Here is a 21,804-nt window from a genome sequence, read left to right on the forward strand (position 1 = left end):
GGGCGGGGGGACCGGGGAGGTTTGTTCTTCCACCCGCCCGCCCGTTGCCCCGCGACGCAGCGCTGAGTAGGGGCTGGTGGCCCCTACTCAGCTCGCCGATGCGCGAGCCGCCCAGACTCTGCGTTCCGTGCGGACCGTGAGGTCGGTGCGGTGCACGATGCTGTGGGGGCTTTCGGGGTCCAGCAGGCGGTCCAGTGCGGTGAGGTCGGCCGGGGAGAGCGTGGCGGCTGCCGTGTCGCGGATGCGTCGCAGGCTCTCCAGGGCGTACCGGGCCACCGTCCGCGAGCGGGAGTTCCTGATGTCGACGGTGATCGTACGCTCGTCCTCGACGGTGAATCCGGCCGCCGTGAGCATGGGGCCCCAGTCCGCGCCGCGATGCGGCACGTGCGTGGCGTGGTGGCTGTCGCTCGCCGCGTGGCAGCGCTCTTCGAGACCGGGCGCCTCCTCCGGGGCGTCCTCGGGCAGGAAGCGGGGGAAGCCCGCCAGCTCGACGACGGCGAACAGGCCGCCGGGCGCGAGCGAGCCGCGCACCTGGCGCAGGGTGCGCTCCGGGTCGGCCATGTGGTGCATCGAGGCGGATGCCCAGACGAGGCCGGGCGCGCCGAGGCCGGGCCATGCGGTGTCGAGCTCGGGCCAGTCGGTGTCGAGATCGGCCAGAACGGTCCGGACGCGGTCGTCCACACCGCGTGCTCGCGCCTTCTCCCGCAGGCGGGCCAGGTGCGTGGCCGAGGCGTCGACTGCGGTGACGTACGCGTCGGGGAAGCGGTCCAGGAGGGCGAGCGTGCCGGTACCGGTGCCGCTTCCCAGATCCACGATGTGGCCCGGGGCTTCGGTGACCGGCAGCCATCCGGTGATGGACGCGATGTGCTGGGCCACGACGTCCGCGTCCAGGTCGAGAATGTCCACCTGGTCGGCGTCGGCGTCGGAGGTGTGGGGGTGCGGGGCGGGGTGCGTCATGCGGTCCACGCTAGGGCGGCGGGTGGCCCGAAGCCCGTCCCGTGCCGGGATGCGCAAGACGATGGCCCGTTACGCTGCCGAACGCGCAAGCCGCGGGCATGAGGCGGCGAAGTGGCCCGCGCGCCGGCCTGTACAGTCGCTCCTCATGTTGTTGATCAACTCCTCCCGTGGGGGACGGGAGCCCACCGCGATCGCTCGTGCCGTCACCGACATGCTCCAGCCCCGCAACGTTCTCCTCGTCGGCATGCTCGGCATCGGTCTGGCGGCGGCGGGCGACTGGACGGGTCTTCCGTGGGGCGCCCTCGGCGCGCTGTGCGCCGGGCTCGTCCCCGCCGGGTACATCGAGTGGGAGCGCAAGCGGGGCACCTGGGGCGACCGCCACGTCGTGGACCGCACGAAGCGCGGCCCGATCTTCCTGGTGATCCTCGCGTCCATCGGTATCGGATCGCTCGTCATGGTCCTCGGCCACGCCCCGGCCGGCATCCTGGTCGCCATGCTCGCCCTGTGGGCGATGACCGTCGTCCTGCTGGCCGTGAACACGGTCTGGAAGATCAGCGTGGACTCCGCGGTCGCCTCCGCGGTCCCCGCGCTGCTCGCCGTCGTGCACTCGCCCTGGTGGTCGCTGGCCTACCTGCTCACGCTCGCGGTGTGCTGGTCGCGGGTGGCGCTGACGTACCACACCGTCGGCCAGACCGTGGCCGGCGCGTTCCTCGGTGCGGCGACGGCCGCGGCCTTCCTGCTGCCCTGACCCGCCGGGCAGGCCCTGGTCCTGCCCCAGTCCTGCCCCAGTCCTGCCCCAGTCCCGGGTGCCTTCCTCGCCGCGCTGGTGGCCCCTGCGTGCGTCGCGGTCGAAGATGCCGAGGAGTTCGCACGGTCCGCCCTCCGCGCCGATCGCGTGCGGCAGCATCGTGGGGAACTCGGCGGACTGGTTCGTCTCGATGCGGAAGCGGCGGTTGCCGAGCAGCAGGGTGGCCGTGCCGGACAGGACGACGAACCACTCGTGGCCCGGGTGCGCGCGCATGCGGGCGGGGTTGTCAGGCGGCGGCTCCGTCATGCGCTGCCGGATGACGCTCGTTCCGGGGTCCGCCTTCACCGACCAGTGCATACGGGTGTGGGCGGCGTCGATGACGGGGCTGGAGACGACGTCGTCGGCGCCCGTTTCGACCAGTTGGTCGAGCGACGTGTCCAGTGCGCGGGCGAGCGTGACCAGCTGGTCGAGGGCGAGCCTGCGCCGGCCGTTCTCGATGCGGCTGAGCGTGGACTGGCTGATCCTTGCGCGGACGGCCAGCTCCTCGAGCGACCAGCCCTGCGCCACCCGCAGGGCGCGGATCCGTCTGCGTACCAGGCTGTCCAGTTCGCCGTCGTTCGCGTCTTGCGTCATAAGCATCAGCGTATGCCCGCTCGGCAAAGCGGGCCTGGCGAAGACCGTGCCGCTACGCCCGCGACCGCTCCGGCACCGCGTCCCGCAGTGACGTCAGGACCCGCGCCACCGCTGCCCCGGAGGCCGCACCCCGCCGTACCGCCGCGATCACGTGCCGGCGCGGGCGGTCCGCGGCCAGCTCCGCCATCACCACGCCGTCCCGCCGCACCGCCGCGAGACGGGGCACCAGGGCCACGCCCATCCCCGCCTCCACCATCGCGAGGATCGCCGTCCAGCCGGACGCCGAGTGCGCCTGCTCCGGCGCGAAACCGGCGCCCTCGCAGGCCGCCCGCGTGATCTCCGACCAGGGGCCGCTGCCCCCGAAGATCCACGGTTCGCCCGCCAGGTCCGCGAGCCGCAGCCCCTCGGCCGAAGCGAGCGGATGGTCGCCGGGCAGCGCCACGTCCAGCGGGTCGGCGAGCAGCGACTCCCGGGTGAAGCGGGTGTCGGCGTCGCCCGCGGCGGGCGCCTGGACGGCCAGGGAGAGGGCGATGTCCACCTCCCCGGCCGCGAGGAGTTCGTACGCCTGTGCCGCCTCGGTCTCCCGCACTCGTACGGAGATGCCGGGCGCCGCATCGCGCAGCGCCAGGACCGCGGGCACGACCAGCGCGGGCACCGCCGTCGAGAACGCCCCGACCCGCACCTCCCCCGCCTCACCCTGCGCGTACGCGGCCAACTCGGCGTCGGCCCGCTCGAGTTGGGCGAAGACGGCTTCTGTGTGGCGCAGCACCAGGTGGGCGGCGTCGGTGAGGCGGACCCGCCGCCCGTGCGCCTCCAGGAGCGGTACGCCCAACTGTCTGGCGAGGTTGGACAGCTGCTGGGAGACGGCCGACGGCGTCATCCGCAGCGTCTGCGCCGTCGCCGTCACGGTGCCCCGTTCGCTCAACGTGCGCAGGATCTGCAGCTTCTTGATGTCCCACTCGCTCATGAGGCCAACGTACCGACTGGTCAGCAGCGGAGAACCCACCGGCCGTGCCCCCTACTTCGCGCGGGCCGCGCCCAGCACGACCCCGCCCAGGATCAGGCCCATGCACAGCACCTGGAGCCACCCCATCGCCTCGCCGAGGAGCGCGAAGGAGAGCAGGGCGACGCAGACCGGCTGGAGGTAGTAGACGACCCCGGCGCGGGCCGCGCCGATGATCGATATCGCCTTGTTCCAGGCGAAGAAGGCGACCGCCGACGACACCACGCCGACGTAGAGGAGCGGCGAGACCGTGCCGACGGTGGGCTCGAAGCCGCCCTGGACGGCGTAGCTGACCGCGAAGACCGGCAGCAGCATCAGCGCGCCGAGCACGAACGTCGAGAGGAGGAAGGGGAGTCCGCCGATCTCCGCGGGCTTGCGCTTGAGCAGCGCGCTGTACGAGCCGAAGGAGAGCGCGCCCGCGATGATCCACAGATCGCCGCCCGCGAAGTCCATGGCGAGCGAGCCCCTGCTGACCAGCAGGAGGACCCCGGCGCAGGCGACGCACATGCCGAACGCGCGGCGCGCGCCGAGCCTTGTCCCGCCGAGCCGTTCGCAGACCGCCATCAGGACCGGCGAGGCGGCCATGATCATGCCCATGTTCCCCGCGGTGGTCGTCATGGCGGCCTGATTCACCAGGGTGTTGTAGACGGTCACGCCGAGGAGCGAGGCGAGCAGCAGGAACTTGAGGTGCCGCCGGAGCAGCTTCCGCTGCCGCCAGGTCTGCCGCGCCGCGAACGGCGCGACCGCGGCGACGGCGATGATCCAGCGCCAGAACGCGTGCTGGACGGGCGGCACGCTGTCGTGCAGGGCCCGCGAGGTGACGAAGCTGCCCGACCAGACGACGGTGGCGAGGGCCGCGAGGGCGAGGCCGACGCCGATGGGGCGCGCGGCCGGGTGAGCGGTCGGCGCGGTGGGGACGGGGGTCCGGTCGAGGAGTGCCACGGGGTATCCCTTACCTCTCTCCCCCGGAGTGGCGGGGGCGTCTGGGTGATGTTCGCGGGACCACCGTGACACTCGGGAACCCATCAGGTCCATCGAATCTTTCAGCTGCATCTTTTAAGCTGAAGCGAACGATTCGGCGCCCCGCCCGCCTCAGCCCACTCCCCACTCCCCCAGCGCCTCCGCCACCGCCCCCGCCCCCGCGTCGTCCGCCGCCCACGCCACGTATCCGTCGGGGCGCACCAGGAGCGTCGTGCGGCGGTCGCTCGACCAGTGGGCCGGTACGGCGCGGCCCGTCGCGAAGCCCTCGCCCACCGGGGCGACGAGGACGAACTCGCCCGCGCGCAGGAGCTCGTGGAGCCTTCCCTCCTTGAGTGCGATGTCGGGGGCGCGGCGGCCGACGAGGCGGTGGGCGCCCTTCGGGGCCGGGTAGGCGATGCCGACGCCGGTGACCTGGCCGACCGCCTTCCTGCGCACCGCGGGCACGCTGTTCACGGCGGTGGCGACCGCGGCGCGCGCCGCACGCGCCCAGGGCCGCTTGGCCATCGCCATCCTGACGATGCCGCCGCTGCTGCGGAGCACCGCCTTGCCGACCGGATGCCGCTCGGCCTGGTAGCTGTCCAGCAGCCCCTGCGGCGCACGCCCTTCGACGGCCGCGGCCAGTTTCCAGCTCAGGTTCGCGGCGTCCTGAAGGCCGGTGTTCATGCCCTGGCCGCCCGCCGGGGAGTGGACGTGCGCGGCGTCCCCGGCGAGGAAGACGCGGCCCACCCGGTAGGCGGGCGCCTGCCGTTCGTCGCTGTGGAAGCGGGACATCCAGCGGGCGTCGTGCATGCCGAAGTCGCGGCCGAGCGCCTGCCGGACAATCTTCTTGACCTCGTCGAGGCCGAGGGGCTCGCTGTCGGGGACGTCGCGGCGGCGGTCCCAGCCGATGACGCGGTGGTAGCCGTCGGCGAAGGGCGCGATGAAGGCGAAGGCGTCGCCGACGGCGTTGACGGTGAGCAGCGCCTGCGGCCGCTCGGCGAGCCTGACGTCGGCGAGGACGAGCGAGCGGATGACGGACCTGCCGGGGAAGGGCAGCCCGACCGCCTCGCGCACCTTGCTGCGCAGCCCGTCGGCGCCGACCACGTAGGCGGCGCGCAGAGAGCCCGACTCGCCGCCGGGGCCACGCAGTACGAGCGTCACGCCGTCCGCGTCCTGGGTGAGTCCGCTCACCTCGCTCGCGTACGAGAAGCGCACCCCCGCGTCGACCGCGCGCCGCTCGAGGGCCCGCTCGACCTCGTACTGCGGGAGGACGAGGACGTGCCGGAAGCGGGAGGGCAGCCGTGCGAGGTCGAGCGAGAGGCGGCCGAAGAGGCGCAGCCTGTCGAGCGGCTCGCCCTTGGCCTCGAGCTCGTCGGCGAGGCCCCTGGCGTCCAGCTGCTCCAGGGTGCGGGCGTGCAGGACCATGGCGCGCGACAGGTTGCTGATGCCGTGCTCCCGCTTCTCGACGAGCGTGACGGGGACGCCCGCGGCGGCCAGGTCCCCGGCGAGGAGCAGCCCGGTGGGCCCGGCGCCGACGACCGCGACGGTGGTGGCGGTGGCCTCGCCCGCGTCTCCGGTGGCGCCCGTGTCGCCCGCGCTTCCGGTCCTGTCGCCCATGTTCCCGGTCGTGTCGCCCATGTTGCCGGTCGTACCGTTCATGGCTGCCTCCTGATGCCAACACCTGTTGGTCAACGCTTGTTGGCCAACGTAGGACCGCGGCCATGGACTGTCAACGCCTGTTGGCCTACGTTTGTTGACATGACCGAAAGACCTGCGGACGCGGCGGGCCGCCGCTCCGACGCCACCCGCGCCGGCATCCTCGCCGCGGCCCGCGAGCGGTTCGCCGCGGACGGGTACGAACGCGCCACGATCCGCGCCATCGCCAAGGACGCCCGCATCGACCCGTCGATGGTGATGCGCTACTACGGCAACAAGGAGGGCCTCTTCGCCGCCGCGACCTCCGTCGACCTGCGCCTTCCGGACTTCACCCGGGTGCCGCGTGACGAGGTCGGACGGGTGCTCGTGACGCATTTCCTCGCCGTCTGGGAGGGCGGCGAGGTGCTCACCGCGCTGCTCCGGGTGGGCATCACCAATCAGGCGGGGGCCGAGCGCATGCGGGGCGTCTTCGAGGAGCAGATGCTGCCGGTCGCGCGGGAGGTCTGCCCCGATCCGGCCGAGGCACCGGCGCGGGCCGCGCTCTGCGCCGCCCAGATACTGGGGCTCGCCCTGACCCGCTACGTCCTGCGGTTCCCGCCGTCGGCCGCGCTGACGCGCGAGGAGGTCACGGACTGGCTGGCGCCGACGCTCCAGCGCTATCTGACGGCCGAGAAGCCGTGAGCGCGAGCGAGGGGGCGCATGAGTGGGAGCACGCCGAGGGCGCCCTTCGGCGACGCCCGTATCCGGTACGCGTGGTACGCGCGATACGGGGTTACGTCGCCGAAGGGCGCCCTCGGCCCTGCGACAGACCTACGTAAGGCCTATGTCAGCCCTGCGTCAGCCCTGCTTCTGCTGCTTGCGGGACTTGTCGCCGACCATCACGAGGCCCGCGATCACCAGGAACAGCACGATGGGCGCGGCGACATAGAGGCCGAGCGTGTCGATGACGCTCAGGCCAGGGCCCGGGTCGTCACCGTCGTCACGCACGACCGCGAGGGCGGGGGACGACATGAGCAGCATCATCAGCGTCGTGCCGGAGGCCAGGGCGCCGGCGCGCAGTGCGTTCTTCTTGTCCACGGTGCCAACGTAGCGAACTCCTAAACGGGGTGCGCGCCCGGGGGTGCCGTACGGGCGCCTTCGCCCCGCACCGCCACTTCCCGGAACACGGCCATGAGCCCGTGCAGGCGCGGGGATGCGGCGAGTTCCTCCAGGGTGACGGGGCGTCCGGTGGCGTCGGCGACGGGCAGCCGCCAGTTGGGGTACTGGTCCCAGGTGCCGGGGAGGTTCTGCGGGCGGCGGTCGCCGACGGCGTCCGGGAGCCAGACGCCGATCATGCGGGCCGGGGTGGCCAGCAGGAAGCGGTGCACGGCGCGGATCTCGTCCTCCTCGCAGCCCATGCCGCCGGGCAGCATGCCGAGCCGGGAGAGCAGCCCGAGCCACTCCCGTACGTCGGCGGCTGCCGCGGACCGCTCCTCGGTCAGCGGGCGGGTCAACAGGCCCAGGTCATACCGGAGTTGGACGTGCTCGCCGGTGAGGCGGGCGGCGGTCGGCGGCAGGTCGTGCGTGGTGGCGGTGGCCACGCAGTCGGCGCGCCAGTCGGCGGGGGCCAGCGGGCGCCCGGTGCCCTCGCCCCCGTCCGCGCTCGTCCAGTCCCGCTCGAACCAGAGGACCGAGGTGCCGAGCACGCCGTGCTCGCGCAGGGTCTCGCGGACGCCCGGCTCGACGGTGCCGAGGTCCTCGCCGATGACGAGGGCGTCCGCGCGGCGCGCTTCCAGGGCGAGGACGGCGAGCATCGCCTCGGCGTCGTAATGGACGTACGTCCCCTCGGTGGGCTCACGGCCCTGCGGGACCCACCAGAGCCGGAACAGGCCCATGACGTGGTCGATGCGGAGCGCGCCCGCGTTCCGCAGGAGTCCGCGCAGGAGGGTTCGGTAGGGCGCGTAGCCGGACTCGGCGAGGCGGTCGGGGCGCCAGGGCGGCAGACCCCAGTCCTGGCCGCGCGCGTTGAAGGCGTCCGGCGGGGCCCCGACGCTCATCCGCGGGGCGAAATGCCGCTGCTGGGCCCAGGCGTCGGCGCCGCCGGGGTGCACGCCGACCGCGAGGTCGTGGACGAGGCCGATGCCCATGCCTGCCTCGCGCGCGGCGCGCTGGGCGGCGGCCAGCTGGGTGTCGGTGAGCCAGGCGAGGCGGCTGTGGAAGTCGACGCGGTCCATCAGCTCGCGCCGGGCGCGGGCCGTGCCCGGCGAGGACGGGTCGCGCAGGGCGGCGGGCCAGGAGTGCCAGTCGGGGCCGTAGGCCTCGGCGAGGGCGGACCAGGTGGCGTGGTCGTCCAGGGCGGCGCCCTGTTCGGCGAGGAAGGCGCTGTAGGCGGCGCGGCGGCCGGGGCCGAGGGGCACTTCGTGGAGCAGTTCGAGGGCTTCGCGCTTGAGGGCCCAGACGGCGTCGCGGTCGATCAGCCCGCCCTCGTCGAGGACCGCTTCGCGCAGCCGGGCGGCCCGGCGGCCCAGCTCGTCGACCCGGTCGCGGGCCTCGCCCCGCAGATACGCGAACTCCGGCACCGCCTCGACGCGCAGGTGCACGGGGTCGGGGAAGCGGCGGGACGAGGGGCGGTACGGCGAGGGGTCGCTGCCGGGGCCGTGGGGCGGGTTGGGCACGGCGGCGTGGAGCGGGTTGACCTGGACGAAGCCGGTGCCCAGGTCGCGGCCGGACCAGGTGGCGAGCTCGGCGAGGTCACCGAGGTCGCCCATGCCCCAGGAGCGGCGGGACAACAGGGAGTACAGCTGGACGAGCAGGCCGTGCGAGCGGCCGTCGGGGGTCTTGACCCGGCGGGGGGCGACGATGAGGTGGGTATGCGCCTCGCGCCCGTCGGGACCGCGCACGCGCATCCGGTGCACGCCGTGCGGCATCGGGGTCCGGGGACCCCCACCGGTCGACACCCCCGCCTCCCACTCCTCGGTGCCCCCGCCCTCCCACTCCACCCGTACGTGTGACCCGGGCGGCAGGTCGGCGAGGGGTGCGGCCCGGTCCGTGGGGGTCCGCGCGGCGGTGGGGCCGTCCGGCTCGGCCGGGGGCTCGTCCGTCCAGGTCACCACCGTCGGTGGCAGCAGGCGCCCGGACAGTTCCGCCTCGCGCGCGGCCAGGGCCGACCCGACCGCTTCCGGGGTGCTCGCGTCCACGTCCAGCGCGGCGAGCGCGGCGATCACCGCGGCGTCGGCGGCCGGGACGGTGCGCCCGGGGGACGGGGAGTAGGAGGTGGCCACTCCGTACGAGGCGGCCAGCCGGGAAAGGGTCATCAGACCCCCATGAAGTCCAGGCCCGAGGCCATGCCCGCGGAGGTGGGCTCGCTCGTCAGCGGGGCGGCGGCGGCGAGGGGCGGCTCGCTGGTCAGCGGCGCGGTGTCGGCGAGCGGGGGCTCGCTGGTGAGGGGCGGCTCGACGCAGCCGCAGGAGCAGGAGCCGTCGAGGCCCGAGTCGGGGTGGGAGACCTGTTTGGAGAGTGCGGAGAGCAGAAGGCTGGCGGAAGCGGCCACGTGGGAGCTCCTTGTCAGGGGGCAGGTCTCGGCAGCCCTACCCAATGCGCGGGGTCGCAGACGTATACGTTGCCTCAACGTGTCCTGGGTCACATAAGGTTCCCTGTCGCGGGAGGTGTTTCTCCGGGGGTGGGCGAAGCCCGGAGAAACCGTCTGCGACGCCCGATCCCCTCGGGAAGATCTCCAGGTGCCGCAGGACGGTCTCCGCGTACGAAGAGGCCCGGATCGAGAGCTAGGCGGATATGCCGTCGATCCGGGCCATCGCGTCGTCCGCGCCGAACGGCTGCAAGTACGGCAGCCAGCGCGGATCCCTGTGTCCGGTCCCGATGATGCGCCACGCGAGGCCCGAGGGCGGCGCGGGTTTGTGCCGCAGCCTCCAGCCCAGCTCCATGAGGTGCCGGTCGGCCTTGACGTGGTTGCAGCGGCGGCACGAGGCCACCACGTTGTCCCAGGCGTGCTGGCCGCCTCGGCTCTTGGGGATGACGTGGTCGACGCTGGTTGCGACGCCACCGCAGTACATGCACCGGCCGCCGTCGCGGGCGAACAGCGCCCGCCTGGTCAGCGGGACGGGGCCGCGGTAGGGGACCCGGACGAACCGCTTGAGGCGGACCACGCTGGGTGCGGGGACGGTGCGCGTTGCGCTGTGCATGAAGGCGCCGGATTCCTCGAGGCAGAGAGCCTTGTTCTCCAGGACGAGGACGAGCGCGCGGCGGAGCGGTACGACGCCGAGGGGCTCGTACGACGCGTTGAGGACCAAGACATGCGGCACGGCGGATGCCTCCTTGTACGCCGGCGGCGCGTGGCTCGCGCCGGGACGATCTGGCTGTCAGTCTCCCCTCATGCCTGGTCGTAGCGCCAGCATGTCCCCGTAACGGCCTTGAAGTGTTTTCGACCACAACGGGCGCGGTACCGGGACATCATCCGGCTCCTCCCCAGGTGAGCCCGGTCTCTCCCTCGCACACGACAACGGTCCGCACACGATGCCCCGTTAGTGTGGTGGGTCTGCCCGGTTCCCCCGGTTCGTCTCCGTCGAGTCGTTTTCCTCCCCGGGCAGGTCGCGATACCTGGAGGTACCCGCAGTGCTCTTGTCCGTCCTTTCGGCCGCCGGAACGGACCCGGACGACAAGCCGACACCGAAGCCGACGACGAAGCCGCCCACGCTCGAGGACGCTCAGGAGAGCGCCACGAACGCGGCGAGCTGGGTCGAGCAGAACTGGTCCACGTGGCTCGGTATCGGCCTGCGCATCGTGCTCATCGTCGCGATAGCCCTCGTCCTGCGGGTTCTGGTGCGCCGCGCCATAACCAAGCTGATCGACCGCATGAACCGCACGGCGCAGGCCGTCGACGGCACGGCCCTCGGCGGCCTCCTGGTGAACGTCGAGCGCCGCCGCCAGCGCTCGCAGGCGATCGGCTCGGTCCTGCGCTCGGTGGCCTCGTTCCTGATCCTCGGCACCGCCGGGCTCATGATCCTCGGCACCTTCGACATCAACCTGGCGCCGCTGCTCGCCTCCGCCGGTGTGGCGGGCGTCGCGATCGGCTTCGGCGCGCGCAACCTCGTCACGGACTTCCTCTCCGGCGTCTTCATGATCCTTGAGGACCAGTACGGCGTCGGTGACTCCATCGACGCGGGCGTGGCCTCCGGCGAGGTCATCGAGGTCGGCCTGCGCGTCACCAAGCTGCGCGGCGAGAACGGCGCGATCTGGTACGTCCGCAACGGCGAGGTCAAGCGCATAGGCAACCTCTCCCAGGGCTGGTCCACGGCGCGCGTCGACGTGACGGTCCGCCCCGACGAGGACCTGGACAAGGTGCGGGCGACGCTCGCGGCGGTCGGCGAGACCATGGCCAAGGACGAGCCGTGGAACGAGCGGCTGTGGGGCCCGGTGGAGATCCTCGGCCTGGACAGCGTGCTGCTCGACTCGATGGTGCTCAGCGTTTCCGCCAAGACGATGCCGGGCGTTGCTCTGGGCGTCGAGCGGGAGCTGCGCTGGCGCATCAAGCGGGCCTTCGACGAGGCGGGCATCCGCATCGTGGGCGGCGTTCCGCTCCAGCCGGCCGATGACGACGCCCCGGATCCGGCGGCTGGGGTCGCGGCGCCCTCCGCGTACGCCTCCGCGACCTCCCCGCAGTCACTTGCGGCGTCTCCGATACCGCCGGCTCAGCCGAACATGTCGAAGTAGCGGGTCTTCGCTTCGCCCCTGCTCCCTGTGCTTCCGTGGCCGGTGCCTTTTTCGGTGGGCGGGGGCGTCCGGGGTTTTGCGGAGTGTGGCGGTTCCGGGCCGGCAGTAAAGGGCGCTCCCTGCGGTCGCGTCGGCTGCGCCGATGTCCCTTCGGGCCACCCTTGACTCCCGTCCCTCCTCCGCACGTTGACTGTGACCCGGACGCCCAGGGGTGGGGCCGCCGGGGGGCGTGGGATGGGTCATCCCCTTTGCCTGCCGGGTGCGGCCCGGCCCAACGCGAGCCGACGTCACGGTCGGGGCGCGGCTGCCCCAGCGGCCTCGCCGCTCGGGCCATCCCCTCGCGCTGCCGGGTGCGGCCCGGCCCAACGCGAGCGCACGCTACGGTCCCGGCTCGGCTGCCCCAGCGGCGTCGCCGCTTGGGTCATCCCCTCTCACTGCCGGGTGCGAACCGGCTCAACGCGAGCGCACGCTACAGCCCCGGCTGGGTCGGCCAGGCGGCATCGCCGCTTGGGCCATCCCTTTGCGCTGCCGGGTGCGGCCCGGTCCAACGCGAGCCGACGTCACGGTCCGGGCTCGGCTGCCCCTGCGGCGTCGCCGCTTGGGTCATCCCCTCTCGCTGCCGGGTGCGAACCGGCCGAACGCGAGTCGAGGCTACGTTCCCGGCTCGGCCGGGTCCCCGGCGTCGCCGCTCGGGCCATCAGCCTTCGCGGCCGAGTGCGGGCCCGGCCCATCGAGAATCACCGACCCAGTCACGGCTCGACCAACCGATCGACCGGGTCGCTGCCCGGTCCGGCACCTACTTTGGGAAAGTTGTGAAGCGATCCGACCCGCGCCCCCCTGTCACGCCCCGCACGCCCCGCCCGGCTCGGATACGCGACCTATCGCCCGAGGGGGGGCGGCATCAACTTTCGCTAAGTTGCGAAGCGGTCCATCGCGCGCCCCCCTGCCACGCCCCGCGCGCCGCCTCGTGCGCCTCGGCAGACTCCCATCCGGGGCGGCGCATTGGGAGTGAAGAGGGGGCGCGCGGCGACTCCATTCGCAACTTTCCCAAAGTAGGTGCCCCGGAGCGGCAGGCGACCGCCCGGCGATGAATGGTCTGACCGAGCGCGACCCTGGCGTCCGCCCACGATGGGCCGGGCCGCACCCGGCAGCGCAAGGGGATGGCCCGAGCGGCGAGGCCGCTGGGGCAGCCGCGCCCCGACCGTGACGTCGGCTCGCGTTGGGCCGGGCCGCACCCGGCAGGCAAAGGGAATGACCCATCCCACGCCCCCCGGCGGCCCCACCCCTGGGCGTCCGGGTCACAGTCAACGTGCGGTGGAGGGACGGGAGTCAAGGGTGGCCCGAAGGGACATCGGCGCAGCCGACGCGCAGCGCAGCGGAGCGCCCTTTACTCCCGGCCCGGAACCGCCACACTCCGCAAAACCCCGGACGCCCCCGCCCACCGAAAAAGGCACCGGCCCACCAAAGGCTGACGCACAGCGTGCAACGCCGACCCCCACAGGTAACGACTTGGTTGCCGGGACGGCGTCCGCTATTGACGCCCTCTTCACGCCAGCCGTACGGTCCTCACGAATTGGAAAGTTTCCTAACAGTTAGCGGGGACCGCTACCGTACGGGTAGCCGAGAGGCAGGTGGCGTCATGGGAGCAGGCAGCACCCCGGGATCCCCGGGTACCCCTGGTACCCCCGGCACTCCCCGCGTCCTGCGCGCCATGAACGACCGCGCCGTACTCGACCTCCTGGTCGCCCACGGCCCCCTCACCCGCACCCGCATCGGCGAGCTCACCGGCCTCTCGAAGCCCACCACCTCGCAACTCCTCGGACGGCTCGAAGCCGCCGGGCTCGTGCACACCACCGGCAGCCTCAGTGGTCGCCCGGGACCGAACGCCCTGCTGTACGAGATCGACCCCGGCGCGGGCCACGTCGCCGCGCTCTCCGCCGACCCGACCGGCATCACCGCCCTCATCGCCGACATCACCGGCACCGTCCTCGCCCAGAAGCGCGTGGAGGCCGACGCCGTCGCCGAGGACGTGCGCCACCGCACCGCCCAGCTCGTCGCGGAGGCCGTCGACGGCGCGCTGCGGCAGGCGGGGCTCGGGCACGAGGACCTGCGGGCCGCCGTGATCGGCACCCCCGGCGCCATCGACCCGCACACCGGCCAGCTGCGCTACGCCCCGCACCTGCCCGGCTGGCACTCCCGCACCCTGCGCGACGACCTCGCCGCGGTGCTCGGCACGCCCGTCGACATCGAGAACGACGTGAATCTGGCCGCCGTCGCCGAGCAGTACGAGGGCGCCGCCCAGGACTTCGACAACTACGTGCTGACCTGGCTCGACGAAGGCGTCGGCGCCGCCATCGTGCTCGGCGGCACCCTGCTGCGCGGCGCGACCGGCGGCGCGGGCGAGATCGGCTACATGCCGCTGCCCGGCGCCCCGCTGCTGCGCGGCGCCTCGCAGGGCGGCGGCGACGGCGGCTTCGAGAGCCTCGTCTCCGCGTACGTCGTGCGCAACCTCACCGGCGGCGGCGCGACGCTCGCGGAGGTGCTGGCCGACGATGCCGCGCTCGGCGAGGTGGCCCGGCGTATCGCCACCGGCATCGCCGCGGTCGTCGCCGTCGTCGACCCCGAACTCGTCGTGCTCTCCGGCTCCGTGGCCCAGGCGGGCGGCGACAAGCTGCGCGTCAGGGTCGAGGAGGAGCTGACCGGACTCGCCCTGCCCCGCCCGCAGATCCGCATCAGTGAACTCGACGGCGACCCGATCCTCACCGGCGCCCTGCGTTCGGCCCTCACCCAGGCCCGCGACCAGGTCTTCGACACGGCCTGAGCCCTCCCGCCCCTTCCCACTCCTCTCCCCGCACTCCCCTCCCCGCACTCCCCTCCCCGTAAAGGAAGTCCGCCATGCCGCGATGGCGCATGCCCACCTGCGCGTCCGCGGCGCTCGCCGCAGCCGGCCTGTTGCTCTCCGGCTGCGCCAACCCGAGCGTCGGCAGCGCGAACGACGACCCGACCAAGCCGGTCACCCTGAAGTTCTGGCACGGCTGGTCGACGCCCGGCGAGGTCAAGGCCGTCGACGACAGCATCGACCGGTTCGAGAAGCTGCACCCGAACATCAAGGTCAAGGCCACCGGGAACGTCTCCGACGCGACCGTCAACCAGGCCCTGCGCGCGGGCGGCGGCAAGGCCCCCGACGTGGTGTCGTCGTTCACCACCAACAACGTCGGCCAGTACTGCGAGTCCGGGATGTGGACGGACCTCGATCCGTTCATGAAGAAGACCGGCCTCGTCAAGGAGAAGGTCTTCCCCAAGACGCTGCTCGACTACACCAGTTACCGGGGCAACCAGTGCGCCCTGCCGCTGCTCGCCGACGCCTACGGGATGTACTACAACAAGGACGCCTACAGGAAGGCGGGCATCGAGCGGCCGCCCCGCACCATGTCCGAGTTCGAGAAGGTCAGCAAGAAGCTGACCGTCCGCAGCGGCAAGAACTCGTACGAACAGGTCGGCTTCCTGCCCAACTTCCGCTTCTACCAGAACAGCCCGGACCGCCTCTTCGCCCAGTGGGGGCCCAGGTACTTCGACGCGAAGGGCGACTCACGGCTCGCCGAGGAGCCCGCCTCGTACCAGTTCTTCAAGACCGCTCACCGGCTCGCCGAGGCGCAGGGCGGCTTCGACGACCTGGAGCGGTTCCGGATGACGTTCGGTGACGAGATGTCCAGCCAGAACGCCTTCCTGACCGGCAAGGTCGCCATGCACCTCGACGGCGAGTGGCGCGGCCTGATGCTGAAGGACGCCAAGGCGAAGTTCGACTGGGGCGTGGCCCCGCTGCCCGTCCCCGACGACCGGGCCGATACGTACGGGCGCGGCTTCATCACCGGCACCGTCGCCGGGATCGCGCACAGCAGCAAGCACCAGAACGCCGCGTGGGAGCTGGTGAGGTTCCTGACCGCGGACACCAAGCAGGTCGTCGACTTCGCGAACGCCATCCACAACGTGCCCTCCACGTTCGCGGCGCTCAAGTCGCCCGACCTGGACGCCGATCCGACCTTCCGGACCTTCTTCGACATCCTGGAGAACAAGCACAGCAAGGCCCTGCCGCCCTCCGTCAACGGCGGCGCCTACGTCGTCTCGCTCATGGACTTCGCGTACTCCGTCGAGGCCGGACGCGTGGGCGATCTGCGCAAGGGCCTGAAGAAGCTGGACGAGCAGATCGACGCCGACACCCTCCAGTCGAAGAGCTGAAGAGCCGAAGAGCCGAGGACCCCGCTATGGCAATCACCCTCTCCCCTCCCGCGCGCCGCAGACTGCGCACGCTCGGTTTCCTCTCCCCCTGGCTGGTCGGCTTCAGCGTCTTCTTCGCGTATCCGCTGATCGCCACCGTCTACTTCTCGTTCATGCACTACAACCAGATCAAGGAGCCCACCTTCGTGGGCCTCAGGAACTGGCGGTACGTGTTCGAGCAGATGCCGCTCTTCGGGCCCGCCCTGTGGAACACGCTCTGGCTCGTCGTGATCATGGTGGCGCTGCGCGTGGTCTTCGGGCTCTCGCTCGGGCTGCTCATCACGAAGATCAAGACGGGTGTCGGGTTCTTCCGCACCGCCTTCTACATCCCGTACCTGGCGCCGCCGGTGGCCGCCACCGTCGCCTTCGTCTTCCTGCTCAACCCGGGCACGGGCCCGGTCAACGAGATCCTGGACACGGTCGGCATCTCCGGGCCCAACTGGTTCAACGACCCGGACACCGCCAAGCCCTCGCTGGTACTGCTCTCCCTGTGGGGCATCGGCGACCTGATGGTGATCTTCATGGCCGCGCTGCTCGACGTACCGAAGGAGCAGTACGAGGCCGCGGACCTGGACGGCGCCGGCGCGTTCGCCAAGTTCCGCTACGTCACCTGGCCCGCGATCACGCCGATCGTGATGTTCGCGGTGGTCACGGGCGTCGTGCAGACCATGCAGTACTACACGCAGGCCCTGGTCGCCGGGAAGGTCGCCTCCGGCGTCAACATCGGCCCCGGCTCCGTGATCCAGCCAGGCTACCCCGAGCACTCGACCCTCACGGTCCCCCAGCTCGTCTACCAGATGGGCTTCCAGAACTTCAACACCGGCGCCGCGTGCGTGCTCTCGCTCGTACTCTTCGCCATCGCCATGGCCGTGACGATGCTCCTGATGCGCAAGCGCTCCGGACTGCTCGCGGCGGAGGACTGAGGACTCATGACGACTACGACTCTCCCCGCGCCTGCGACTCACGAACGGACCGCCCCCAAGCAGCGCGGCCCCGCCGCCGCCCGGGCCCGCCGCAAGCGCGCCCTGCACTGGATCGCCGTGCACAGCGTCGCGATAGCCGTCGCGCTGCTCTTCGTCCTGCCCTTCGTCTTCGTCTTCCTGACGTCGGTGATGAGCGACTCGCAGGCGATGAGCGGCGACCTGTGGCCCGACTCATGGCACTGGTCGAACTACAAGGCGGTGTTCGAGACCCCCGGGTTCCTCGACTGGTGGCGCAACTCGCTCCTGTACGCGGGTCTCGGCACCCTCTTCACGGTCTGCTCGGCGATCCCCGTGGCGTACGCGCTCGCCAAGTTCCGCTTCCGCGGCCGGCGCGCCGCGATGCTGCTCGTCATCTCCACGATGATGCTTCCGCCGCAGGTCATCGTGATCCCGATGTACCTGGTGTGGGCGCAGCAGTTCCATCTGTCGGGCACGCTGTGGCCGCTGATCATCCCGATGGCGTTCGGCGACGCGTACTCGATCTTCCTGCTCCGGCAGTTCCTCCTCACCATCCCCAAGGAGTACATCGAGTCGGCGAAGGTGGACGGCTGCGGCGAGTTCCGTACGCTCGTCAAGATCGTGGTGCCGATGGCCAAGCCGGGCATCGCCGCCATCGCGCTCTTCCAGTTCTTCTACTGCTGGAACGACTACTTCGGGCCGCAGATCTACGCGGCCCAGAACCCCGGCGCCTGGACGCTCAGCTACGGCCTGGAGTCGTTCAAGAGCGCCCACAACGTCAACTGGAACTTGACCATGGCCGCGACGCTGCTCGTCATGGCGCCCGTCATCGTCATCTTCTTCTTCGCACAGAAGGCCTTCGTCGAAGGCGTCACCCTCACCGGAGTAAAGGGCTGAGAACCGAAATGAAGCTCGCAGTGGTCGGCGGAGGGTCGACCTACACACCCGAACTGATCGACGGATTCGCGCGGTTGAGGGACACGCTGCCGATCGAGGAGCTGGTCCTCGTGGACCCGGCCGCCGACCGCCTCGACCTCGTGGGCGGCCTCGCGCGGCGCATCTTCGCCAAGCAGGGGCACTCGGGCCGCATCGTCACCACGTCCGACGTGGACGCCGGTGTCGCCGACGCCGACGCCGTCCTGCTCCAGCTGCGGGTCGGCGGGCAGGCGGCACGCCAGCAGGACGAGACCTGGCCCCTGGAGTGCGGCTGCGTCGGCCAGGAGACGACCGGCGCGGGCGGCCTCGCGAAGGCCCTGCGCACCGTCCCCGTCGTCCTCGACATCGCCGACCGCGTCCGGCGCACCAACCCGAACGCCTGGATCATCGACTTCACCAACCCCGTCGGCATCGTGACCAGGGCGCTGCTCCAGGCCGGGCACAAGGCCGTCGGGCTCTGCAACGTGGCGATCGGCTTCCAGCGGAAGTTCGCCAAGCTGCTCGACGTGGCGCCGGGTCAGGTCCATCTGGACCACGTCGGCCTCAACCACCTCACGTGGGAGACGGGCGTACGCCTCGGGGGCCCCGGCGGCGACGACATCCTGCCCGGGCTGCTCGCCGAGCACGGGGACGCGGTCGCCGCGGACCTGCACATGCCGCGCGAGATCGTCGACCGGCTCGGCGTCGTGCCCTCGTACTACCTGCGCTACTACTACCAGCACGACGCCGTCGTCGATGAGCTGCGGACCAAGCCGTCACGCGCCGCCGAAGTAGCGGCGATGGAGCGGGAGTTGCTGGAGATGTACGGCGACCCGGCGCTGGACGAGAAGCCGGAGCTGCTCGCCAGGCGCGGCGGCGCCTTCTACTCGGAGGCGGCCGTGGACCTCGCGGCCTCGCTGCTCGGCAACGGCGGCAGCCCCTACCAGGTGGTGAACACCGTCAACAACGGCACGCTGCCGTTCCTGCCCGACGACGCGGTCATCGAGGTGCAGGCCACGGTCGACGGCAAGGGCGCGAGGCCGCTGGCCGTGCCGGAGCTCGACCCGCTGTACGCCGGGCTGATCGCGCACGTCACCGGGTACGAGGACCTCGCCCTGCAGGCCGCCCTGCAGGGTGGCCGCGACCGCGTCTTCAAGGCGCTGCTCGCGCACCCGCTGGTCGGCCAGTACGCGTACGCGGAACAGCTCACCGACAGCCTTCTCGCGCACAACCGGGAGCACCTGGCGTGGGCGTAGGCACGAGTGTGCTCGCGATCGACGCGGGCAACAGCAAGACCGACGTCGCGGTGGTCGCGGCCGACGGCACGGTCGTCGGCGCGGCCCGCGGCGGCGGGTTCCAGCCGCCGATCGTGGGCGTCGAGACCGCGGTGGACGTGCTCGCGGAGGCGGTGACGCGGGCGCTCGCCGAGGCCGGCACCGACACCGTGGGACATGTGTCCGCCTGCCTCGCCAACGCCGACCTGCCCGTGGAGGAGCGGGAGTTGGCACAGGCGCTGCGGCAGCGTGCCTGGGGCTCCTCGGTCGACGTGCGCAACGACACCTTCGCCATCCTGCGGGCCGGACTCCTGGAGGACGCCGAGCCGCGCGGGGTCGCCGTGGTGTGCGGGGCGGGCATCAACTGCGTCGGGATGCTGCCGGACGGGCGCACCGCCCGCTTCCCCGCCATCGGCCGCATCTCCGGCGACTGGGGCGGGGGCGGCGCCCTCGCCGAGGAGGCGCTGTGGCACGCGGCGCGCGCCGAGGACGGCCGGGGCGCCGCGACGGCGCTGCGCGAGGCGCTGCCCGCGCACTTCGGCCTGCCGTCCATGTACGCGCTGATCGAGGCGCTGCACCTGCGGCACCTCGCGCCGGTACGGCGGCACGAGCTGACGCCGGTCCTGTTCGCCACCGCGGCGGCCGGTGACGCCGTGGCGCGCTCCCTCGTGGACCGGATGGCGGACGAGGTGGTGGCCATGGCGACCGTGGCCCTGGACCGCCTCGGCCTGCTCGACGAGGAGGCGCCGGTACTCCTCGGCGGCAGCATACTCGCCGCACGACACCCTCAACTCGACGGCCGGGTCAGGGCTTTGCTGGCCGAGCGGGCACCCAAGGCGGCGCCCCAGGTGGTCGTCGCGCGTCCCGTGCTCGGCGCGGCCCTCCTCGGCCTCGACCAGGTGGGGGCACCGACGCGGGTGCACGCGCGCGTGCGGGAGCAGTACGAGAGCGGCGCGCGCGCCGGGAGCGGCGGCTGACCGGGTCCCCGCCGGCGCGGGTTGCGCGCCGACGGGAACCGAACTCCCCTCAATTCCGTGTACATATGCAGGGATCCGAACAAGATCGAGACAAGCCCTGTGCGGATGTCAGTCCCTGCGGCAATACTTGCGGCCGAACACTCCTTCCGGCGCCACGCGCGCCGGGCGGGGGCAACCGTCCGGAGACCGAGGGGGAGGTCGAGGTCAAGGTGACACATCCGCCGAACGGCAGCGCGGCGCCGCCGGGTCCGCCCGGTCCACCGGGTCCGCCCGGAGCGGCTCCGGGACTGCCGGGGCAGGCGTCCGGACAGGCCGCTCCGGCGATACCCGCCGTGCCACCGCAGGCGCCGGGCTCCCCGGCCGCGCCGCCGGGGCAGGCCCCACAGACCGCCCCCGCCGGGCGCCGCACCGCCTGGTCGGAGGGTGTCGACCGGCTGCGTGCGGCCGCGACCACGGAACCGGGCAGGCTGCGCATCATCGGCGCCGTACTCGCCCTGCTCGTCGTCGCGTTCGGCGCGGTCACCACCTGGCAGATGACGGACCGCTCGGCCGCCGCGGACGACGTGCTGCACCGCAGCCAGCCGCTGAGCGCCGACGCCGCCGCCATCTACCGCTCACTGGCCGACGCCAACACCGCGGCGTCCAGCGGCTTCCTCGCGGGCGGCCAGGAGCCCGCCGACGTCCGCGCCCGGTACGAGCGCGACATCGACAGGGCCTCGGCGAAGCTGGCGAAGGCCGCGTCGAACGCGGGCTCGGGCTCGTCCTCGGCGGCCTCCGTCGGCGAGCTGAACAAGCTCCTGCCCCAGTACACCGGCCTGATCGAGCGCGCCCGCGCCAACAACCGCCAGGGCCTGCCGCTCGGCGGCGCCTACCTGCGGTACGCGAACGACAAGATGCAGACGCAGATGCTTCCGGCCGCCGAGAAGCTCTACAAGGCGGAGAACGCCCGGCTGAGCTCCGACTACGACAAGGCCGAGCCCTACCCCTGGTTCGCCATCGCCCTCGGCGTCCTCGCGCTCGCCGCGCTGGGCTGGGCCCAGCACCGCAACTACCGCCGCACCAACCGGGTGTTCAACCACGGCCTCCTCGCCGCCACGGCCGCCGCCACGGTCGTCCTGCTCTGGCTCGTCGTCGGCCACACCGTCGCCCGCTCCGGCCTCAGCGACTCGTACGACAACGGCGTGCGATCCCTGAACGTCCTGAACGACGCGCGCATCAGCTCCCTGAAGGCCCGTGGCAACGAGAACCTCACACTGGTCAGCCGCGGCGCCGAGACCACCGAGGTGGCGGGCGAGCCGCAGGACAAGTTCGACGTCGCCTACCGCGCGCAGATGAAGCAGCTGGGCGACGACAGGAGCGGCCTGCTCGGCAGGGCGGCGGACCTCGCCCGCGGCACCGGCGGCGAGAGCCCGGTCGTCGAGGCCGCGGAGAACGTGGGCGTCTGGAAGGACCGGCACAAGGTGGCGCGCGCCAGCGACGACGCCGGTGACTACCAGGGCGCGCTCAACAGGGTTATCGGCAACAAGGAAGACAAGAAGGCCGAGCCGACCGGCGAGTGCTTCGACAACGTCGACGCGGCTCTGGACCGGGCGCTCGCCTTCGAGCAGCGCGATTTCCGGCGGGCGGCACGGGACGGCCGGGGCGCCATGAGCGGACTTCCGGTCGGCGCCGCCGTCCTCGCGGTCCTCGCCGCGGCGGGCGCCGTGCTCGGCATCGGCCGCAGGCTTTCGGAGTACCGGTGAGCGATCCAGAGGTGAGA

18 protein-coding genes and 1 pseudogene are annotated in these 21,804 nt (G+C 72.3%); 10 read left to right on the plus strand and 9 right to left on the minus strand.

What is annotated here, in order from left to right; all coding sequences use genetic code 11:
• Nucleotides 1–87: 87 nt before the first annotated feature.
• On the minus strand, nt 88–957 hold the full coding sequence (locus tag AC07DI_RS11785; RefSeq protein ID WP_478904008.1) for a class I SAM-dependent methyltransferase: 870 nt from the start codon (nt 955–957) through the stop codon (nt 88–90).
• Between the two features lie 145 nt (nt 958–1,102).
• Between AC07DI_RS11785 and AC07DI_RS11790 the strand changes: the two genes are divergently transcribed.
• The gene (locus AC07DI_RS11790; RefSeq protein WP_384257409.1) at nt 1,103–1,705 is read left to right on the plus strand and encodes a hypothetical protein; all 603 of its coding nucleotides are present in this window, start codon (nt 1,103–1,105) and stop codon (nt 1,703–1,705) included.
• Nucleotides 1,706–1,768: 63 nt separating this feature from the next.
• Here AC07DI_RS11790 and AC07DI_RS11795 read toward each other — a convergent pair.
• The 4 genes and pseudogenes from AC07DI_RS11795 to AC07DI_RS11810 form a co-directional block, all read right to left on the minus strand.
• A pseudogene (locus tag AC07DI_RS11795) lies at nt 1,769–2,338 on the minus strand (helix-turn-helix domain-containing protein); the annotation flags it as partial.
• 52 nt (nt 2,339–2,390) lie between these two features.
• Nucleotides 2,391–3,305: a LysR family transcriptional regulator gene (locus tag AC07DI_RS11800; protein ID WP_384257404.1), complete on the minus strand. Its 915-nt coding sequence runs from the start codon at nt 3,303–3,305 to the stop codon at nt 2,391–2,393.
• A gap of 51 nt (nt 3,306–3,356) precedes the next feature.
• On the minus strand, nt 3,357–4,283 hold the full coding sequence (locus tag AC07DI_RS11805) for a DMT family transporter (RefSeq protein ID WP_478904010.1): 927 nt from the start codon (nt 4,281–4,283) through the stop codon (nt 3,357–3,359).
• A gap of 150 nt (nt 4,284–4,433) precedes the next feature.
• Nucleotides 4,434–5,918 (minus strand): FAD-dependent monooxygenase, encoded by a 1,485-nt coding sequence (locus AC07DI_RS11810; RefSeq protein ID WP_478904441.1) that lies wholly within the window; start codon nt 5,916–5,918, stop codon nt 4,434–4,436.
• Nucleotides 5,919–6,059: 141 nt separating this feature from the next.
• On the opposite strand from AC07DI_RS11810, the gene AC07DI_RS11815 reads away from it, so the two are divergent.
• Nucleotides 6,060–6,638: a TetR/AcrR family transcriptional regulator gene (locus AC07DI_RS11815; RefSeq protein WP_478904011.1), complete on the plus strand. Its 579-nt coding sequence runs from the start codon at nt 6,060–6,062 to the stop codon at nt 6,636–6,638.
• Between the two features lie 156 nt (nt 6,639–6,794).
• Here the strand turns inward: AC07DI_RS11815 and AC07DI_RS11820 are convergent, their stop codons facing one another.
• The 4 genes from AC07DI_RS11820 to AC07DI_RS11835 form a co-directional block, all read right to left on the minus strand.
• On the minus strand, nt 6,795–7,034 hold the full coding sequence (locus AC07DI_RS11820) for a hypothetical protein (RefSeq protein ID WP_384257397.1): 240 nt from the start codon (nt 7,032–7,034) through the stop codon (nt 6,795–6,797).
• Nucleotides 7,035–7,054: 20 nt separating this feature from the next.
• Nucleotides 7,055–9,250, minus strand: a complete 2,196-nt coding sequence (gene malQ / locus AC07DI_RS11825) for a 4-alpha-glucanotransferase (RefSeq protein ID WP_478904013.1) — start codon at nt 9,248–9,250, stop codon at nt 7,055–7,057.
• Nucleotides 9,250–9,486 carry a hypothetical protein gene (locus tag AC07DI_RS11830; protein WP_384257392.1) on the minus strand — a complete coding sequence of 79 codons (237 nt, stop codon included), beginning with the start codon at nt 9,484–9,486 and terminating at the stop codon, nt 9,250–9,252. The genes malQ and AC07DI_RS11830 overlap by 1 nt, the downstream gene beginning before the upstream one ends.
• 232 nt (nt 9,487–9,718) lie before the next feature.
• Nucleotides 9,719–10,255 carry an HNH endonuclease gene (locus tag AC07DI_RS11835; RefSeq protein WP_150184145.1) on the minus strand — a complete coding sequence of 179 codons (537 nt, stop codon included), beginning with the start codon at nt 10,253–10,255 and terminating at the stop codon, nt 9,719–9,721.
• A gap of 310 nt (nt 10,256–10,565) precedes the next feature.
• On the opposite strand from AC07DI_RS11835, the gene AC07DI_RS11840 reads away from it, so the two are divergent.
• The 8 genes from AC07DI_RS11840 (at nt 10,566) to AC07DI_RS11875 (ending at nt 21,787) form a co-directional block, all read left to right on the plus strand.
• Nucleotides 10,566–11,663, plus strand: a complete 1,098-nt coding sequence (locus tag AC07DI_RS11840) for a mechanosensitive ion channel family protein (protein ID WP_478904015.1) — start codon at nt 10,566–10,568, stop codon at nt 11,661–11,663.
• Between the two features lie 1,639 nt (nt 11,664–13,302).
• Nucleotides 13,303–14,484: an ROK family transcriptional regulator gene (locus tag AC07DI_RS11845; RefSeq protein WP_384259226.1), complete on the plus strand. Its 1,182-nt coding sequence runs from the start codon at nt 13,303–13,305 to the stop codon at nt 14,482–14,484.
• 74 nt (nt 14,485–14,558) lie between these two features.
• On the plus strand, nt 14,559–15,899 hold the full coding sequence (locus AC07DI_RS11850; protein ID WP_478904016.1) for an ABC transporter substrate-binding protein: 1,341 nt from the start codon (nt 14,559–14,561) through the stop codon (nt 15,897–15,899).
• Nucleotides 15,900–15,925: 26 nt separating this feature from the next.
• Nucleotides 15,926–16,861, plus strand: coding sequence for a carbohydrate ABC transporter permease (locus tag AC07DI_RS11855; protein ID WP_384259230.1), 936 nt, complete (start codon nt 15,926–15,928; stop codon nt 16,859–16,861).
• Between the two features lie 6 nt (nt 16,862–16,867).
• Nucleotides 16,868–17,776, plus strand: a complete 909-nt coding sequence (locus tag AC07DI_RS11860) for a carbohydrate ABC transporter permease (RefSeq protein ID WP_478904018.1) — start codon at nt 16,868–16,870, stop codon at nt 17,774–17,776.
• Between the two features lie 8 nt (nt 17,777–17,784).
• Nucleotides 17,785–19,050, plus strand: a complete 1,266-nt coding sequence (locus AC07DI_RS11865) for a 6-phospho-beta-glucosidase (protein WP_478904020.1) — start codon at nt 17,785–17,787, stop codon at nt 19,048–19,050.
• Complete coding sequence (locus AC07DI_RS11870; RefSeq protein WP_478904022.1) at nt 19,041–20,045, plus strand: N-acetylglucosamine kinase; 1,005 nt, start codon at nt 19,041–19,043, stop codon at nt 20,043–20,045. The genes AC07DI_RS11865 and AC07DI_RS11870 overlap by 10 nt, the downstream gene beginning before the upstream one ends.
• A gap of 209 nt (nt 20,046–20,254) precedes the next feature.
• On the plus strand, nt 20,255–21,787 hold the full coding sequence (locus AC07DI_RS11875; protein WP_478904024.1) for a hypothetical protein: 1,533 nt from the start codon (nt 20,255–20,257) through the stop codon (nt 21,785–21,787).
• The last annotated feature ends 17 nt before the right edge of the window (nt 21,788–21,804 follow it).

The organism is Streptomyces sp. NPDC044106 (assembly GCF_056433985.1).

What these genes read in the sequence shown, in the direction of transcription:
- AC07DI_RS11865 (WP_478904020.1), top strand. Translation starts at nt 17,785, where the DNA reads ATGAAGCTCGCAGTGGTCGGCGGAGGGTCGACCTACACACCCGAACTG.
- AC07DI_RS11790 (WP_384257409.1), top strand. Translation starts at nt 1,103, where the DNA reads ATGTTGTTGATCAACTCCTCCCGTGGGGGACGGGAGCCCACCGCGATC.
- AC07DI_RS11860 (WP_478904018.1), top strand. Translation starts at nt 16,868, where the DNA reads ATGACGACTACGACTCTCCCCGCGCCTGCGACTCACGAACGGACCGCC.
- AC07DI_RS11815 (WP_478904011.1), top strand. Translation starts at nt 6,060, where the DNA reads ATGACCGAAAGACCTGCGGACGCGGCGGGCCGCCGCTCCGACGCCACC.
- AC07DI_RS11855 (WP_384259230.1), top strand. Translation starts at nt 15,926, where the DNA reads ATGGCAATCACCCTCTCCCCTCCCGCGCGCCGCAGACTGCGCACGCTC.
- AC07DI_RS11800 (WP_384257404.1), bottom strand. Translation starts at nt 3,305, where the DNA reads ATGAGCGAGTGGGACATCAAGAAGCTGCAGATCCTGCGCACGTTGAGC.
- AC07DI_RS11845 (WP_384259226.1), top strand. Translation starts at nt 13,303, where the DNA reads ATGGGAGCAGGCAGCACCCCGGGATCCCCGGGTACCCCTGGTACCCCC.
- AC07DI_RS11850 (WP_478904016.1), top strand. Translation starts at nt 14,559, where the DNA reads ATGCCGCGATGGCGCATGCCCACCTGCGCGTCCGCGGCGCTCGCCGCA.
- AC07DI_RS11785 (WP_478904008.1), bottom strand. Translation starts at nt 957, where the DNA reads ATGACGCACCCCGCCCCGCACCCCCACACCTCCGACGCCGACGCCGAC.
- AC07DI_RS11810 (WP_478904441.1), bottom strand. Translation starts at nt 5,918, where the DNA reads ATGGGCGACAGGACCGGAAGCGCGGGCGACACGGGCGCCACCGGAGAC.
- malQ (WP_478904013.1), bottom strand. Translation starts at nt 9,250, where the DNA reads ATGACCCTTTCCCGGCTGGCCGCCTCGTACGGAGTGGCCACCTCCTAC.